Raw genomic sequence first — 15,863 nt, 5'->3', positions numbered from 1 at the left:
CGACGACCGGCCCAGTGCCGGCCCGGATCAACGGAAAATGTGAAAAGAAAGGAAGACGACGATGGACACCTTTGCCATCCCGCGCTCTGTCGAGTGGCGCGAGACGCATATCACGATTTTAAACCAACAAAAATTGCCATTGGCAACAGAATATATCGACCTGCATACGCTTGAAGACGTGTACGATGCGATCGCCTCGCTGAAAGTGCGCGGAGCGCCGGCGATCGGCATCACCGCCGCTTATGGTCTGGCGCTCGCCGCCTCGCATTATAAAGCGGAAACGGTCCACGAGTTCCATAGCCGCCTAAAGCAAGACCGCGATTATTTGGCAAGCGCCCGCCCGACGGCCGTCAATTTGGTTTGGGCGCTTGACCGGCTCACTGCCGCCGCCAAAGACGCCGCCTCAGTCAACGAAGCGAAAACGGTGCTTATTCACGAGGCAATACGCATCCAAATCGAGGACGAAGATGTCTGCCGCCGCATCGGCGAACATGCGTTATCGCTTTTTCGCCCAGGCGAGCGGGTGATGACGATTTGCAACGCCGGCTCGATCGCCACCGCCCGCTACGGCACGGCGCTCGCCCCGTTTTATTTGGCGAAAGAGAAAGGGATCGAGTTATCCGTGTACGCCCTTGAGACGCGCCCCGTTTTGCAAGGAGCGCGTCTGACCGCCTGGGAGCTGATGCAAGCAGGCGTCGACGTCACGCTTATTACGGACAACATGGCGGCGCAAACGATCAAAGCGAAAGGGATTCGCGCCATTATCGTCGGAGCCGACCGGATCGCACAAAACGGCGATACGGCGAACAAAATCGGCACGTTCGGCCTCGCCTTGCTCGCCAAATCGTTTGGCATTCCGTTTTACGTCGCCGCACCGTTGTCCACCATCGATTTGGCGACAAAGACAGGGGCAGACATCCCGATTGAAGAGCGCCATCCGGATGAAGTGACGCATCTGGCCGGCGTGCGCGTCGCCCCGGAAGGCGTCAACGTGTATAACCCGGCGTTTGACGTGACGCCAAACGAACTGATTACCGCGATCATTACCGAAAAAGGCATCGTCCGCGGCAGCTACAGCGCGGCACTGCCAGCGTTATTTGCAAAGGAGGAGCAGCATGAAACGATTTAAGGCCTTATCGTTCCTTTCTCTTCTTTTCTTTGCCGTGTTCTCCGTCTTGGCCGGCTGCACGAACGAGCAAGACGCCGTGAGCTCTAAGCCGGCCAACGAAACGAAGCAAACGGCCATCCAAGGCGACACCGTCTCATCCAACAGCCAAACCGCATCGAGCAGCGAACAGGCGGCCATCCCGGAGAAGCTGAAAAAACCGGTGAAGATCGCCGCCATTATGCAAATGTCCATCGGCACGTTCTCGTCGCAATACATCGCCGGTGTCAAAGAACAAGTGCAAAAGTTCGGCGGCGAAGTGCAAATTTACAACGCCGACAACGACTTGACGAAAATGGCCTCATACGTAGAAACGGCCATCACGCAAAACGTTGATGCCATTCTGCTTGATCACGGCCGCGCTGATGCACTCGAAGGCCCGGTGAAAAAAGCGGTTGAAAAAGGCATCCCGGTCGTCGCCTTTGACAACGATTTGAACATTCCCGGCGTCACCGTCATCGACCAAGACGACTACAGCCTCGCCTGGAAAACGTTAAAAACACTCGCCGAAGATTTAAATGGAGAGGGCAACATCGTCACGATTTGGGTCGGCGGTTTTACTCCAATGGAGCGGCGCCACGTCATTTATGAGGCGTTCAAAAAACGCTATCCGAACATAAAAGAAGTCGCCAAGTTCGGTACGGCGAGCGCCAACACGGCTTTGGACACGCAAACGCAAATGGAGGCCATTTTGAAAAAATATCCGAACAAAGGCGACATTGACGCCGTCTTCGCAACTTGGGACGAGTTCGCCAAAGGAGCGACGCGCGCCATCGAGCAAGCCGGGCGTACGGAAATCAAAGTATACAGCATCGATTTGAGTGACGAAGACTTGCAAATGATCCAAAAACCGAACAGTCCGTGGGTGGCGACAACAGCGACGGATCCGGCGGAAGTCGGCCGCGTTCAGGTGCGGTTCGCCTATCAAAAAATCGCTGGCGAGAAAACGCCGAACATTTACTCGCTCGAGCCGCATTTAGTAAAACGGACCGACTTGCCCGATAAGCAAGTATCGATGAACGAGCTTTCGCAATACATCCCGGGCTGGGAGCAATCGAACGTCGCCATCTCGCCATGGATGAAAACGTTGGAAGCTCAGGTGAACAAAAAATGAACAGGCTGTCAATGCGAGGCATTGAAAAATCGTTTGGCGCGGTGCGCGTGCTTGACGGCGTGGACTTTTCCGTCCGTCCAGGCGAAGTCCACGCCCTTTTGGGCATGAACGGCGCCGGCAAAAGCACGCTCATGAACATTTTGGCCGGCGCCATTCCTCCCGACGCCGGCACGATCACGATCGATGGCGTCAACTGCACCTTTTCGTCGCCGCTTGACGCGAAACGAGCCGGCATCGGCTTCGTCGTCCAAGAGGTCGACACGGCGCTTTTCCCAGGATTGCCCGTTTACGAAAACTTGGCGGCTGATGAGCTCGCTGATGTGAAGAAACAGCCGATCCGCTCGCTGCGCCGGGAAAAAGAACGGGCCGCTGCTCTGCTTCGCCGCGTCGGCCTTGCCATTTCGCCGGCAAAGCTCGTGCGCGACTGCTCGCTCCATGAAAAACAGCTGATCGTGCTCGCCAAAGTGTTGTCATCGAATGCGCGCTACATCATTTTGGACGAACCGACCGCCGCCTTGAGCGAAGCCGAAACGAAGCGGCTGTTTGCCATCATCACGGAACTGAAACAGCAAGGCGTCGGCTTTATTTACATCTCTCATAAACTGAAAGAAGTGCAGGAAATCGCCGACCGGTTGACGATTTTGCGCGACGGCCGCGTCGTCTACCATGGTTCCGCCCGCGGTTTGCCGCTTGAAGACATCGTCCTTCATATGACCGGAACAAGGCGAGCCGCCGCCATGAAACAAACGCGCGCGCATGGAAGCGACATCGCGTTTGCCGCCCGCGGAATTTTGATCGACAAAACCGGGACAACAGTCGACCTATACGCCCACCGCGGCGAAATCGTCGGCATCGCCGGCTTGGTCGGCGCCGGCAAGACGGAGCTTGCCGAAAGCCTCATCGCCCACCGGAACACATCCGGCGAGTGGGAAATTGATGGCAGACGCTATGTGTTCTCATCGCCTTATGAAGCCATCGACGCCGGCCTTTGCCTCATCCCGGAAGAACGGCGCAAACAAGGGCTGTTCTTGCCCGAGTCAGTGAAAACCAACATCACCGTCCGCCTCCTTTCCCGGCTGTCGCGCTGGCAATGGATCAGCCGAAGGAAGGAAACGGACGCCGCCGACGAACTTGTCCGCTCGCTCGGCATCCATCCGCCGTTGCCTTCGACCGCTGTCCGCCACTTAAGCGGCGGCAACCAGCAGAAAGTCGTCATCGGCAAATGGCTGAACACAAACGCGCGTGTTTTTCTATTCGACGAGCCTACGAAAGGAATCGATGTCCACGCCAAACAAGAGGTGTTTTCCATCATCCGTGCTCTCGCCGATGAAGGAAAAACAGTACTATATTTTTCGAGTGAATTTCACGAGCTTCTTGAGGTGTGCGACACCATCTACATCATGGCTGACGGCCGGCTGCTCACCCGCCTGCCGGCCGCAGAACTAACCTATGAACAGCTTGTGTACTATTGCAGCGGAGGTGAGATCGATGAGCCAGCCAGCCGTTTCCACAGCGCCGTCGAAAAAAGCGGCGCCGTTCATTCTTGAATTTTTGTATAAACATGGCACACTGCTTGCCATTTTGGCTGTAATCGCCTATTTTGGCCTGACACAAGACCGGTTTTTTACCTATGAAAACTTCAGCGACATTTTGCGTTCCATTTCCATCGTCACCTTGGTGGCCATTGGCATTACATTTTCGCTCATCGTCGACGGCCTCGATTTGTCGGTCGGTTCGACAGTGAGCTTGGCGACGATTGCCAGTGCGGCGGCGCTTGTCTTGCATCGCCAAGAAATTTTCGTCACCTTGCTCGTGCCGCTGTTGCTCGGCGTCGCCGTCGGGTTGCTTAATTCGTTGTTGATCGTCAAATTCAAACTGCCCGATTTGCTCGCCACGTTGGCGACGATGTACGCGATCAACGGCGTGCAGCTTACGTATACAAAAGGATTTTCGATTTATAACGACATGCCGCTGCCTGATGGCGGCACGGCGCCGGGCAAATTTATTCCTTCCTTTTTATTTATCGGCCAAGGGGAGCTGTTTGGCGTGCCGTTTTCGGTCTTGCTCATGCTCGTTGTCGTCATGGCCGCCCACTTGTTTTTAACATACACCAAACCTGGCCGTCTCTTTTATTTAACGGGTGAAAACCGGGAAGCAGCACGGCTCTCTGGCATCCCAGTCAACCGTTACCGGACGTATGCGTACGTCATCAGCGGCTTTTTCGCCGCCTTGGGGGGCATCGTGCTCGCCTCGCGCATCGGCACCGGGCAAGTGTCGGCCGGCGCTTCGTTTTTGATGGACGGCGTCGCCGCCGCCTACATCGGCTTTTCTGTCTTCGGCGCCGGCAAGCCGAACGTCATCGGCACCCTGTTCGGTTCGATTTTGATGGGCGTGTTGTTGAACGGCTTGACGATGGCAAACGTCCCGTATTACGCTCAAGACATTATAAAAGGCGCCATTTTAGTCGGCGCCCTCGCCTTGTCGCATTGGCAAAAAAAATAATGTCCCATTCCCTGCCCCCATGGATTCGCGTCATGGGGGCGGGCGTCATTTTGGGAGGCATACACACCCGCCGATCAGCTGAAGCGCGATTGATAGCGCCGCTCCAGCTCCAGCAGCTTTGCTTTTACATCGGTCCGGCTTCCGGCGTAGCCGACGAGGGCGCCGTTTTTGCCGACAATGCGATGGCACGGGACGATGATGGCGAGCTCATTCGCCCGGTTCGCCTGGCCGACGGCGCGAACCGCCTTCGGGCGGCCGATTTGCGCAGCGATGTCAGCGTATGTCGCCGTCTCGCCGTATGGGATGCGGCAAAGCGCCGCCCACACTTCTTCTTGGAAGGGCGTCCCTTTCCATTTCAGCGGCAAATCAAACGTCCGGCGGCGGCCGTGAAAGTACTCATCCAACTGTCGAAGCGCGCGTTCAAGCAACGGCGACCGGCTTTGGACAACCGGATGCCCGCCCGCAAACGCGCGCCATTCTTCCGGAAACAGTTCAACTTTCATGATCGCTTCGCCGTCGGAAGCGATGTATAGATCGCCAAGCAGCTCCGACCGGTATACGGCATATTCAATCGCCATCGTCGTCTTCCCTCTCTGTCCGCTCAATCGGCAACGTAATATGGAACGTCGTGCCGACCCCGACTTCGCTTTCCACGTCAATTTTCCCTTGATGTTCTTCAATGATCTTATAGCTGACCATCAAGCCGAGTCCGGTGCCGCGCTCTTTCGTCGTATAAAACGGCTCGCCGAGTTTTTTGATTTTATCTTTCGGAATGCCGACGCCTTGGTCAGTGATGGAAATGCGAACATTTTTGCCCATGCGGGCGATCCGCACCGTGATGTCCCCGCCTTTGGGCATCACTTCAATGGCGTTTTTCAAAATGTTGATAAACACCTGCTTCAGCTGATTCAGCTCGCAATACACCGGCGGCAGCCCGCGGTCGAAATCGGCAATGATTTGCACGTTATTCATTATCGCCTGGGCGCTGATCAAATCGATCGTATCCTGCATGATTTTGCAAATGTCGTTTTGCTTGTATTGCACCGCCTGCGGTTTGGCCAAAACGAGAAACTCGGTGATGATCGATTCGATCCGCTCCAATTCCGACATAATGACATTAAAATACATCGAATAATCGCCGTCAATGCTTCCTTGCAGCAACTGGATGAACCCTTTTAACGCCGTCATCGGGTTGCGGATTTCGTGGGCGATGCCGGCAGCGAGCTCGCCGACGACATTGAGCGTATCCGATTTGCGCAGCTGCAGCTCCATCTCCTTCCGCTCGGTCATATCGCGAAACGTCATCATTCCAACGCCGGAAATGACTTCTTTTTTCAACGAAAACTCGATGATTCGCTCCTTTGTCTCATCGGAAAACTCGACTTCGCCGCTCGCCTCGCCAGCGCGCTGACACTCAGCCATCAGCTTGTTCAACTGGCGGCGCGCCCGGTCCGGAAGAAGTTCGCCGACTTTCCGGCCAAGAAGCGCCTCCTTTTCAGCAGAAAAAATGCCACAGGCGATTGGATTGGCGTCAATGATGCGATGCTGCTCATCCCAAAGCAAAATGCCGTCCATCGAGTGATCGAAAATACTGCGGAATTTTTGTTCGCTTTCCCGCAGTTCGCGCTCGATTTTCCGCCGCTCGCTCACGTTGCGGAAAATTGTCAAATGGTAGCCGTTAATCGCCCCTTTTTTCATCGTAAACTCAAGCTGTTTCTGTTCGCCGTTTGGCATATGGAACGTCAGCTCATCGCGAATTTCCCCTTTTTGGCGGAACTCGCTGAAAATCCGCTTCACCTTTTCATCCACATATTCCACAAAATCGAGCAAATTGCGGCGCACAAGCAAATTCAAAGGCAGCTCAAACGTTCGGCTCGCGGCCGGATTGGCGTTCAATATGTAGCCAAAATCATCCCAAATGAGAATCGCCTCATGCGCCTGCTCGAAAATGGCCCGAAACCGCTCTTCGCTTTTTTGTAGTTTGATTTCCATATTTTTCCGATCGGTCACGTCGCGCATAATGGCCATGTAAAAGCCGCTGTAGACGTTCGACGTCACCGTCAGTTCAAACATTTTCACCGTTCCGTCCGGGCGGACAAGCGACAACTCGCCTTTGGCCGTTCCCTTTTCTTTCACTTCCGCGAGCAGCTGTGCGAACTCATTGACGCATTCGCAGGCGACGAACTGCTGAAACGACAAATTGAGCAGTTTTCCTTTTTCCAAGTTCAAGCTCATCGAAAACGCCGGATTGACATCGATAAAACGCCCAAATTCATCGAAAATGACGATGCCGTCGACGGCGCGGTTGAATACGTCGCGAAACAAAAACTCATGAATGATTCGTTCGCGCTCAAGCGCCTTATGAGCCGAAACGTCGCGCATCATCACGAGGTCAAATTCATGAAACACGTCTTTTTTTATCGAAAATTCGATATGCTTCACCTTGCCGTCCGGCAGCTTAATGAGCAGCTCGTCGCTGAACGAGCCGAACTTTTGCAGCATCGACTGCTGAAACAGCAAAATATCCAGCGGCACGAGCTCCAAAAACGAGAAAAGTGAACGGCCGATCAAGTCAAACTTATCCATCTCAAACAGCTTGCACGCCGCTTCGTTCACATCGACAAACTCGCCGTTTTTATTTAAAATGACAATGGCGTCGAGCGATCGCTCGAAAATGACGGAATAACTGTTGAGCCGCTCCTTTAGGCGACGATTTTCCTCTTCAAGCAGCCGCACATCCGGCGTCGCATTTTGTTCTTCCCGAGGAGAAAGGCTTTGGGCCATATCCATCTCTCCCTCTAGAAATGTTGATGTATCAAGGCTCCTTGTCTATTCAAACCGTTCAACGAAATATATATTCGATGTAGAAAAATTTACTCCTCCCTTCGCTCATGAAGATTTTGCGAATTCTTTTTTCACCGTTCGACAAGTTTCTCTTCTTTTTCGTTTGGTTAAACTGCGTTATAATGAGAGGTTAGTACGCTAATCAAAGGGGTTTTGCTTCTATGAATATTGTCTGCACGACATTGAACGCCAAATACATTCATATGAACCTCGCCATCCGCTATTTAAAAGCGTACGCTCAGCCCGAATTTGACGTCAAGCTTGTTGAGTATACGATCAAAGACCCGGTGCTGAACATTGTGACTGATTTGTACCAACGCCGTCCGGATGTCATCGGCTTCAGCTGCTACATTTGGAACATTGAAGAAACGATCAAAGTCGTCAAGCTGTTGAAAAAAGCAGCGCCGAATATGGTCATCGTCGCCGGTGGACCGGAAGTGTCGTACGATGTGCGTGAATGGATGGAGCGGGTGCCGGAGTTTGACTTTATCGTCGTCGGCGAAGGAGAGGAAACGTTTAAACAGCTGCTTTTCGCTTTAGACGGCCATGGAGACGTCCGTGATGTCGCCGGGCTCGCGTTTCGCGACGGGGGCCGCATTGTCATCAACCCACAGCGAAACAAAATTCGCCTTGCCGACATGCCGTCGCCGTTTCGCTTTCTGGAAGACATTCCCCATCTTCCGAACCGGGTCGTGTATGTTGAAACGAGCCGCGGCTGCCCGTTCAGCTGCCAATTTTGCCTGTCCTCGATCGAAGTCGGCGTCCGCTACTTTGACCGCGAAAAAATCAAAGACGACTTGCGCTACTTAATGCGGCACGGGGCGCGGACGATCAAGTTCGTCGACCGGACGTTCAACATCAGCCGCAGCTATGCGATGGACATGTTTCGCTTTTTAATTGATGAACATGTGCCCGGAACAGTATTTCAATTTGAAATTACCGCCGACATCATGCGTCCCGAGGTGATCGAGTTTTTAAACCGCGAAGCGCCGCCCGGCCTGTTCCGCTTTGAAATCGGCGTCCAGTCGACGAACGACGAAGTGAATCGGCTCATTATGCGCAAACAAAACTTCGCCAAACTTTCGCGAACGGTAACGATGATTAAAGAGGGCGGGAAAATCGCCCAACATTTGGATTTGATCGCCGGTCTTCCCGAAGAAGACTACAACTCGTTCCGAAAGACGTTTAACGACGTATTCGCCCTCCGCCCGGAAGAATTGCAGCTTGGGTTTTTGAAGCTGCTGCGCGGCACTGGGTTGCGCCTGCGCGCCCATGAATACGGCTACGTCTATATGGATCATGCGCCGTATGAAGTGCTCGCCAACAACGTCTTGTCGTTTGATGACGTCATCCGCATCAAGCAAGTGGAAGACGTGCTTGAAAAATATTGGAACGCCCATCGAATGGACGAAACGATCGAGTACTTGGTGACCGATGTGTTCCCGTCGCCGTTTGACTTTTTCCAGCAGTTTGGCACGTATTGGGATGAGCGCGGCTGGGCGCGCATCGGCCACCAACTGGAAGACTTGTTCCGCCGCCTGCATGAATTTTTGCGCACAGCCGTCCCGGACGCGCTGCCGGTCGCCGAGTCGCTTATGAAATACGACTATTTGCGCAACCAAAAATACAAACCACGCAAGCCGTGGTGGAATGAGAAAACGGACAAAACGGCGCGCACGGCCGTCTACCGTGCGCTGCTTGAGCGCCCCGAGGTGCTTGGGGAGGACTTTGCCGCCCTCGGGATCGGGGAAAAGGAGCTGTTTAAACATACGGTCGTGGAAATCGTGCCGGTTGATGTCGGCCGCTATATCGCCGCGAAGCAGCTCTCGTTTGCACCAACCGTCATCGTCGCCTATTTTGATCCGTCCGGAACCGGCGCAACGCTGTTTTCCGCGCCGCTGTCCGCCTTGTCCGCTTCGGCATCCGCCTAACGGCCAAACGCCGGAGGCACGGCTTTTTTGTGCACCACGTGAAAAAGCAGGGAGCGTTATCCCTGCTTTTTTCGTTCCTTTTCATTTTCTTTCGCCCGTTTTTGTTCCTCCATGATCCAAAGCGGCTCGTGGGCAGCGAAATCGCCCCATTCAAACGCCATTTCTTCATTCGTTCGAGCGGGCCGCTTCTTATGCTCTTTACCCATCCCCGCCTCCTTGCCGCCCTTTTTTCGAATTGCGGTTCGCGCCGCGGATCATGTCCTCCTCGCCGGCATATTGTGCCGCAAATTCGGTATCCGGCAAGCTTTCCGTTGGCGTTTTATTGTTGTTTTTTGCTGCGTCAAATTTCACTTTTCGCTTCATCATCGTTTCGTCTCCTCCTCATCAACCGTTTTCCGCTCATAAGCGACAAGCACAATTTCTTCTCCTGTTTCTTCACGCAGCCGCTGTTCGAGTTGCTGGAGCTGGCGAAGCGTCCCCTCTTGCAGGCGGGCAACCGGGAATGCAATGTCAGTCACATCGATCCTCCTTCCCGCATTTTTTCTTATCGTGTCTCCGCTGCGCCAACTTTATGCGCCGCTATGGTTTGAGTACCACTTTAACTTCCCTCCGAAAGAAGTCTCCTACTTCTAAACGTGAAGGTGCGCCAGCACCAGTGAAAGTGGGAGATGAATTTCGGTTGGCGTTAGCCAACGAATAGGATAGAATATGGCTAGAACGGACACCTTCGGAACGAAGGGAAGCGTAAAGGGTTCTTGTGTGTGGCTTACCGTTCAGCGAACACACACAAGTCGCTTGAAGCCCCCACCTCTAAGCGAAGCGTAGGTGGTGGGTAGTTCACTGAAGCCGTCTTTTTTTCATCGAAAATCTCGTATGCATATTGCGCCTCGTCAAGAGGAAGACGGTTCGTGATGATATCAGTCGGGTCGAATTTTCCTTCGACGATCCATTCGTACAGCGTCGGAATGTAATGAATGACCGGCGCCTGCCCCATTTTCAGCGTAATGTTGCGCGAAAGCACGCGCAAATATTCAGCTTGCCCGCCCGGGTAGCCGCCAAACGTTTCAGAATAGCCAAAGTTATGCCTTGGTATGTGACGGCTCTCATCCTCTTCCTCCTTTCTCTCCTTCCGGACGGATCAGCCAAACGACAAGAGCTCCGCCAAGCAACGCCAGCCCGCTGAGCAAGAACAAAAGCGGACCGGCGCCGCCTTTCATCAGCCAGGCTGCCAACGGCGGTCCGGCAGCCACGCCGATAAAACGAAGCGAACTGTAAAACGATGTCACCGTCCCGCGCTCGCTTTTCTCAATTCCTTCCGTGATAAGCGCATCTAAACACGGCAGCGCAGCGCCGATGCCGATGCCGGCTACCGAGAACAACGCCAGCCAAACGGAAAGGGATGAATGAAGGGGAACGAGGGCCAACGCAGCCGCCAATAGAACGGAGCCGGCCGCAGCGCCCCATTTCATCCGCTGTTTCCGGTCGCCAATCGCTTTCCCGGCCGCAAATGAAGCGAGGCAGAGCGCCCCGAGCGGGATGGCGAGCACCCATCCTTTCCTCATTCCATCAATGCCATACACATCTTCAAGACGGCTTGAAAGGAAAAATAAAAACGCAAACAACACAAGCATCAACAAACCGCCGATGACAAACACCCCGATCAGCCAACGCCCTTCGCGGCGGAAAATCTCCGCCACCACCGCAATAAAATCCCGAAACGGCAACGGCCGCTCCCGACGCGCCGGCACCTGGATGAACCAAACCATCATTGCTGCCGATAGCAGGCAAAAGACAGGGAACGAAAAAAACGGAAAAAACCAAATGATGCCAGCCAGCATCGCCCCGAGAATCGGGCTTAGCACTTTGCCGAACGTGTTCGCCGTTTCAACCGTCCCTAAACAGCGGCTTGCCTCCTCCTCATCCGGAAACAAATCCCCGACAAGCGGCAAAACGATCGGAAACGCCCCGGCCGCCCCCAGCCCTTGCAACATGCGCCCGGCGATCATCCAGCCGTACGGGTCGCTCACCCGCCAAGCAGCCCATCCCGCCAGCCCCCCTCCCACCGCCGCCAGCAACAGGCTTGGAACGATGACCATTTTTCTCCCGATGCGGTCGCTTATATATCCGGCCAGCGGAATGAACAAAATCGCCACAACGGAATACATCGTGATCAGCAGGCTCGACTGCAGCGGCGTGATGTCGAGATGCCGTTCCATCGCCGGCAGCACCGGGATGAGCATCGAATTGCCCAGCGTCATGACAAGCGGAATCGAGGCAAGCGCAGCGACCGCCCACCCCCGACCAGCCTGCCTCCCTGCCGCTTTTGACAGCTGCACCGTCCATTTCATCGCTTCGGTCCCTTTCTTATGAAGTCGATATTTCCACTTATATGATGTGCGTTTTTCTGTGAAAATAATGAATCCATGAGCGGTTATTTTCATGCTTGGGTGGCGAGTAAAAGCTTACTCATGGATGTTTTTAATAGAAAATTCATCCTGTAATTCCCAACCATATCTCTTTGTTCGATCGTCCATACTAATCATACCTCATCAAAAAACCATCAAGGAGGAATTTCATATGGCTCGTTCAAGCAACAAACTGCTTGTTCCAGGCATCGAACAAGCGTTGGAACAAATTAAGTACGAAATCGCCCAAGAGTTTGGCGTACAGCTCGGGGCTGGCACGGTTTCGCGCGCCAACGGCTCCGTCGGCGGAGAAATGACGAAACGGCTCATTGCTCAAGCACAAAGCGAATTGGCAGGCCGAAAAACGGAATAAAGCCGAGCGGAATCACTCGGCTTTTTTCATTTTGGCATCCATCGCTTTCAAATGGCGGTGGACGTCAGCTTGGCGGCGATCTTTCTTGTTGTTGCGGTCGTCATCTGCTGTCTTTTTGGTTGCATAATGCCCCCCAACCGCGATGGACGGGCGCTTCCATGACTCCCTTTTTTAGGGGGAATTTCCCTGCCTGAAGGGGAACTTTCTTTATTTGAATCGGGGTTTTTCCGCATGAAAAAAGAGTGAAACGCGGTGTTGCCGAAAAATTTGACATAATGGAAAAAGGGGCTGTTTCCCCATTTGGGTCAGCCCCTTTTTCATTGTTTGGCCGTTCATCCGGCATTTTCTTCCGTCCGTGCCATTTTATTCAGCTCACTATGCTTGCGGCCGTAGATAAAGTAAATCACTAAACCGATCAGCAGCCACGAGACAAAACCGATCCATGTCATCGCCGGAAGCTGAAGAGCGAGGTAGCCGCAGAACAACACGGCCAAAATCGGGATGACTGGGACAAACGGAACGCGGAATGCCCGCTTTAAGTCCGGCTGTGTTTTACGCAGCACCAACACTCCGATCGAGACGGTGATAAAGGCAAAGAGCGTGCCGATGTTCGTCAGTTCCGCCAATTTGTTGAGCGGAATGATGCCGGCAAATACCGCTACAGCCGCTCCCGTCAGCCACGTATTGACATACGGCACTTGGCGCGTCGGGCTGATGCGGGCAAACACTTTCGGCAACAAACCGTCGCGGCTGATGGCGTAGAAGAGACGCGTCTGCCCATACATCATCACAAGGAGCACGGTCGTAATGCCGGCGATCGCCCCGAGCGAAATAAAGCCTGCCACCCAGTCTTGGTGGATATAGTTTAACGCAAACGCCACTGGGTTTTTCACGTTGAGCTGCTCGTACGGAATGATGCCTGTCAATACGAGCGAAACCACAATATACAACAATGTGCACACAAGCAACGAGACGATGATGCCAATCGGCATATCGCGCTGCGGATTGCGCACTTCTTCTGCCGCCGTCGACACCGCATCAAAGCCGATGTAAGCGAAAAACACCGTCGCCGCGCCGGCTGCCACCCCAGAGAAGCCATACGGCATAAACGGCGTCCAGTTTTCCGGTTTGACATACCAAACACCGACCGCCAAAAAAAGCAAGATGACAGCCACTTTAATAAAAACGACAATCGTATTGAAACGGGCCGATTTTTTCGCCCCTAAATTCAATAAAAACGTAATGAACAGAATAATTAAAATCGCTGGCAAATCGATGAACGTCCCTTTCTCCGGATCATATGCGCTCGTCAATGCTTTCGGGAGTTCGATGCCAAAACCGGCAAGCAACCCTTGGAAATAACCGGACCAACCGACGGCAACCGCCGACGAAGCAACCCCATATTCCAAAATCAAATCCCAGCCTAAAATCCAAGCGATGAGCTCACCAAACGTGGCATAGCTGTAAGTGTAAGCACTCCCCGCCACTGGCACCGTCGAGGCGAACTCGGCGTAGCAAAGCGCCGCAAACACGCACGCCAACCCAGACAAAACGAACGAAAGAACGAGAGCCGGACCAGCATGTTCCGCCGCCGCCACCCCAGTCAGGACGAAAATGCCTGTCCCGATAATGGCGCCGATGCCGAGCATCGTCAAATCAAATGCGCCTAACTCTTTTCGCAGCGAAGCTCCTTTTGCCCCCGATTCTTTCATAAGCAACTGAATCGGTTTTTTACGAAACAAATTCATAGATGTCTCCCCTTGCCGTTTTTTGTAGAAAATTGTTGAATTTTATTGTCGAATACAGTTGTCATTCTACATGATCCTTGTTTTTTTGTAAAGTGCGAAAATAAGAAAAACAACAAAAAACTTTTTCCGTTTTGTGCGGCAAAGCAAAAAAATAGTTTTTAAAAATAACAAAAGAATCAATTTACAAATTTTTTCAGATAAATGTATAATGAATGTGTGACAAATTTGTGTCAAGAAAGGGGGATTCACATCCGCCGCTTGCGGAAGAACATTCCATTACTCATTTTGAAAACGCTTTAATACAAATAAGGAGGGATCACGATGGCAGTGAAAAAGGAATCATGGGTCAATCAAGGGAGCGAACTATGAAACCATTGCCCAATCCGCTTCATTCCGCGGGCTCATTCAGGCGAAGAAGCGCTTCATCATCCCAGCCACCGTCTTTTTCTTCGTCTTTTACTTCGCCCTTCCGGTGTTGACGTCGTATTCGAAAGCGCTCAACGCACTAGCAATCGGACCGGTCAGCTGGGCGTGGCTGTTTGCCTTTGCGCAATTTATCATGACATGGGACTTATGCATCCTTTATTCGAAACGCGCAGCACAATTTGATGCCATCGTCGAGCCATTTATTCCGTCTTGATTGTCGGCGTTTTGATGACGGTGTACGTCGTCTTCGGCGGCATGACGGCAACGAGCTGGGTGCAAATCGTCAAAGCCGTCTTGCTGATGGTCGGTACGTTTATCATTTCCATCATCGTCTTTGCTAAATTCGATTTCAGCATCGCCAAAATGTTCCATGAAGTCAAAACCGCGACACCGCTTGGCGAAGCGTTTTTAAACCCGGGCAACAAGTTTAAAGACCCGCTCGATACGATTTCACTCAACTTGGCGCTCGCGTTGGGGACGGCCGGGCTGCCGCACATTTTAATCCGCTTCTTTACGGTCAAAGACGCCCCGACTGCGCGCAAATCGGTCGTTTATGCAACATGGATCATTGGGCTTTTCTACGTCATGACGATCTTTTTAGGCTTTGGCGCCGCCGCGTTTGTCGGCTATGACAAAATCGTCGCCGCCAACCCGGGCATCATCTCGATTCCGCTCGGCTTTATCGGTGCGATCGTTGGCACGCTCGTCTCGTCGAAAAAATCGGATGAAAAGAAATATACGGAAATTGTCGTCAAAGCAAATACTGGGATAGGACGCGTGTAACACAGCAAAGAAGGGGCTGGCCCAAAACGTGCTTGCGTTTGGGCCAGCCCCAATTAGCATTATAACAGTTTGTATAGGTAATATTCATTTACAAATTCCCCATTCACTCTTAACGATTGAACTCTCTCGCCTTCTAATACGAACCCCATCTTCCTATATAAGTTGAACGCCTTATCGTTCCCTTTCATGACCGTAAGTCCTAATCTCAAAATTCCAACTTCCTTTGCCCACTCAAACGCTTTGTTGAATAGTTTCGTGGCAATGCCCTGTCCTTGATAGTCTTCAAGAACTCCCAAAACAACATTGGCAGAATGTCGATTTCGTTTTACATCGCCTCCTATGACAGCAAGGAACCCGACAAGCTTGTTTTCCGTTTCAGCAACAAAGATCATTTTATTCGGCTCAGACAACATTCTTTCAATCGATTTACTTTGTTGCTCAACCGTTGTTTGCCGTTCGCCAGGCTCAAATAACATAAAACCAGATTCATCAATTTTTTTGCACAACTCCAAGAAATGTTCCGCATCGCGAACTTCAATCGGTCTAATCATCATTTTTTCTTTCTCCCTTTA

The 15,863-nt window shown here is 52.6% G+C and carries 16 protein-coding genes and 1 pseudogene; 8 read left to right on the top strand and 9 right to left on the bottom strand.

Annotated features, from left to right (window positions below; translation table 11 throughout):
• Positions 1-61 precede the first annotated feature (61 nt).
• Genes mtnA through QSJ10_RS04235 form a run of 4 tightly spaced genes read left to right on the top strand, consistent with a single transcriptional unit; the run spans position 62 to position 4,781 of the window.
• Entirely contained in the window at positions 62-1,129 is a 1,068-nt protein-coding gene (gene mtnA / locus QSJ10_RS04250; RefSeq protein ID WP_033015812.1) for an S-methyl-5-thioribose-1-phosphate isomerase, read from the top strand.
• Positions 1,116-2,279, top strand: coding sequence for a sugar ABC transporter substrate-binding protein (locus tag QSJ10_RS04245; protein WP_053532247.1), 1,164 nt, complete (start codon positions 1,116-1,118; stop codon positions 2,277-2,279). Before mtnA ends, QSJ10_RS04245 begins: the two co-directional genes overlap by 14 nt.
• Positions 2,276-3,826 carry a sugar ABC transporter ATP-binding protein gene (locus tag QSJ10_RS04240; protein WP_033015808.1) on the top strand — a complete coding sequence of 517 codons (1,551 nt, stop codon included), beginning with the start codon at positions 2,276-2,278 and terminating at the stop codon, positions 3,824-3,826. Before QSJ10_RS04245 ends, QSJ10_RS04240 begins: the two co-directional genes overlap by 4 nt.
• On the top strand, positions 3,768-4,781 hold the full coding sequence (locus tag QSJ10_RS04235; RefSeq protein ID WP_033015807.1) for an ABC transporter permease: 1,014 nt from the start codon (positions 3,768-3,770) through the stop codon (positions 4,779-4,781). Before QSJ10_RS04240 ends, QSJ10_RS04235 begins: the two co-directional genes overlap by 59 nt.
• Positions 4,782-4,855: 74 nt before the next feature.
• Here the strand turns inward: QSJ10_RS04235 and QSJ10_RS04230 are convergent, their stop codons facing one another.
• Positions 4,856-5,359, bottom strand: a complete 504-nt coding sequence (locus tag QSJ10_RS04230; protein WP_033015805.1) for a methylated-DNA--[protein]-cysteine S-methyltransferase — start codon at positions 5,357-5,359, stop codon at positions 4,856-4,858.
• Positions 5,349-7,565, bottom strand: a complete 2,217-nt coding sequence (locus tag QSJ10_RS04225) for a PAS domain-containing sensor histidine kinase (RefSeq protein WP_053532251.1) — start codon at positions 7,563-7,565, stop codon at positions 5,349-5,351. The genes QSJ10_RS04230 and QSJ10_RS04225 overlap by 11 nt, the downstream gene beginning before the upstream one ends.
• A gap of 221 nt (positions 7,566-7,786) precedes the next feature.
• Here QSJ10_RS04225 and QSJ10_RS04220 point away from each other — a divergent pair, with 221 nt between their 5' ends.
• Positions 7,787-9,556: a B12-binding domain-containing radical SAM protein gene (locus tag QSJ10_RS04220; RefSeq protein ID WP_053532248.1), complete on the top strand. Its 1,770-nt coding sequence runs from the start codon at positions 7,787-7,789 to the stop codon at positions 9,554-9,556.
• Between the two features lie 56 nt (positions 9,557-9,612).
• On the opposite strand, the gene QSJ10_RS04215 is transcribed toward QSJ10_RS04220, so the two are convergent.
• The 5 genes from QSJ10_RS04215 to QSJ10_RS04195 form a co-directional block, all read right to left on the bottom strand.
• Complete coding sequence (locus QSJ10_RS04215) at positions 9,613-9,762, bottom strand: hypothetical protein (protein ID WP_196332684.1); 150 nt, start codon at positions 9,760-9,762, stop codon at positions 9,613-9,615.
• Positions 9,755-9,919: a protein YkzP gene (ykzP, locus tag QSJ10_RS04210; RefSeq protein ID WP_014195259.1), complete on the bottom strand. Its 165-nt coding sequence runs from the start codon at positions 9,917-9,919 to the stop codon at positions 9,755-9,757. The genes QSJ10_RS04215 and ykzP overlap by 8 nt, the downstream gene beginning before the upstream one ends.
• Entirely contained in the window at positions 9,919-10,074 is a 156-nt protein-coding gene (locus QSJ10_RS04205) for a hypothetical protein (RefSeq protein ID WP_162839643.1), read from the bottom strand. Before QSJ10_RS04205 ends, ykzP begins: the two co-directional genes overlap by 1 nt.
• Before the next feature lie 248 nt (positions 10,075-10,322).
• On the bottom strand, positions 10,323-10,583 hold the full coding sequence (locus tag QSJ10_RS04200) for a hypothetical protein (RefSeq protein WP_049624198.1): 261 nt from the start codon (positions 10,581-10,583) through the stop codon (positions 10,323-10,325).
• 76 nt (positions 10,584-10,659) lie between these two features.
• Positions 10,660-11,904 (bottom strand): MFS transporter, encoded by a 1,245-nt coding sequence (locus tag QSJ10_RS04195; RefSeq protein WP_053532249.1) that lies wholly within the window; start codon positions 11,902-11,904, stop codon positions 10,660-10,662.
• A gap of 229 nt (positions 11,905-12,133) precedes the next feature.
• Between QSJ10_RS04195 and QSJ10_RS04190 the strand changes: the two genes are divergently transcribed.
• On the top strand, positions 12,134-12,334 hold the full coding sequence (locus QSJ10_RS04190) for an alpha/beta-type small acid-soluble spore protein (RefSeq protein ID WP_025948410.1): 201 nt from the start codon (positions 12,134-12,136) through the stop codon (positions 12,332-12,334).
• A gap of 332 nt (positions 12,335-12,666) precedes the next feature.
• Here QSJ10_RS04190 and bcaP read toward each other — a convergent pair whose 3' ends face one another.
• Positions 12,667-14,082: a branched-chain amino acid transporter BcaP gene (gene bcaP / locus QSJ10_RS04185; protein WP_053532250.1), complete on the bottom strand. Its 1,416-nt coding sequence runs from the start codon at positions 14,080-14,082 to the stop codon at positions 12,667-12,669.
• A 349-nt stretch (positions 14,083-14,431) separates the two neighbouring features.
• Here bcaP and QSJ10_RS04180 point away from each other — a divergent pair, with 349 nt between their 5' ends.
• Positions 14,432-14,722 carry a DUF485 domain-containing protein gene (locus QSJ10_RS04180; RefSeq protein WP_080997624.1) on the top strand — a complete coding sequence of 97 codons (291 nt, stop codon included), beginning with the start codon at positions 14,432-14,434 and terminating at the stop codon, positions 14,720-14,722.
• Positions 14,707-15,183, top strand: a pseudogene (locus QSJ10_RS04175) (solute symporter family protein); the annotation flags it as partial. The gene QSJ10_RS04180 and the pseudogene QSJ10_RS04175, both read left to right, overlap by 16 nt.
• 167 nt (positions 15,184-15,350) lie before the next feature.
• Here the strand turns inward: QSJ10_RS04175 and QSJ10_RS04170 are convergent.
• Entirely contained in the window at positions 15,351-15,845 is a 495-nt protein-coding gene (locus QSJ10_RS04170) for a GNAT family N-acetyltransferase (RefSeq protein ID WP_015374232.1), read from the bottom strand.
• Positions 15,846-15,863 lie beyond the last annotated feature (18 nt).

Source organism: Geobacillus stearothermophilus ATCC 12980, from assembly GCF_030369615.1.
Lineage (GTDB): Bacteria > Bacillota > Bacilli > Bacillales > Anoxybacillaceae > Geobacillus > Geobacillus stearothermophilus.
The sequence above is the reverse complement of the archived record's forward strand: the minus strand, read 5'-3'. Positions and strand labels throughout refer to the sequence as shown.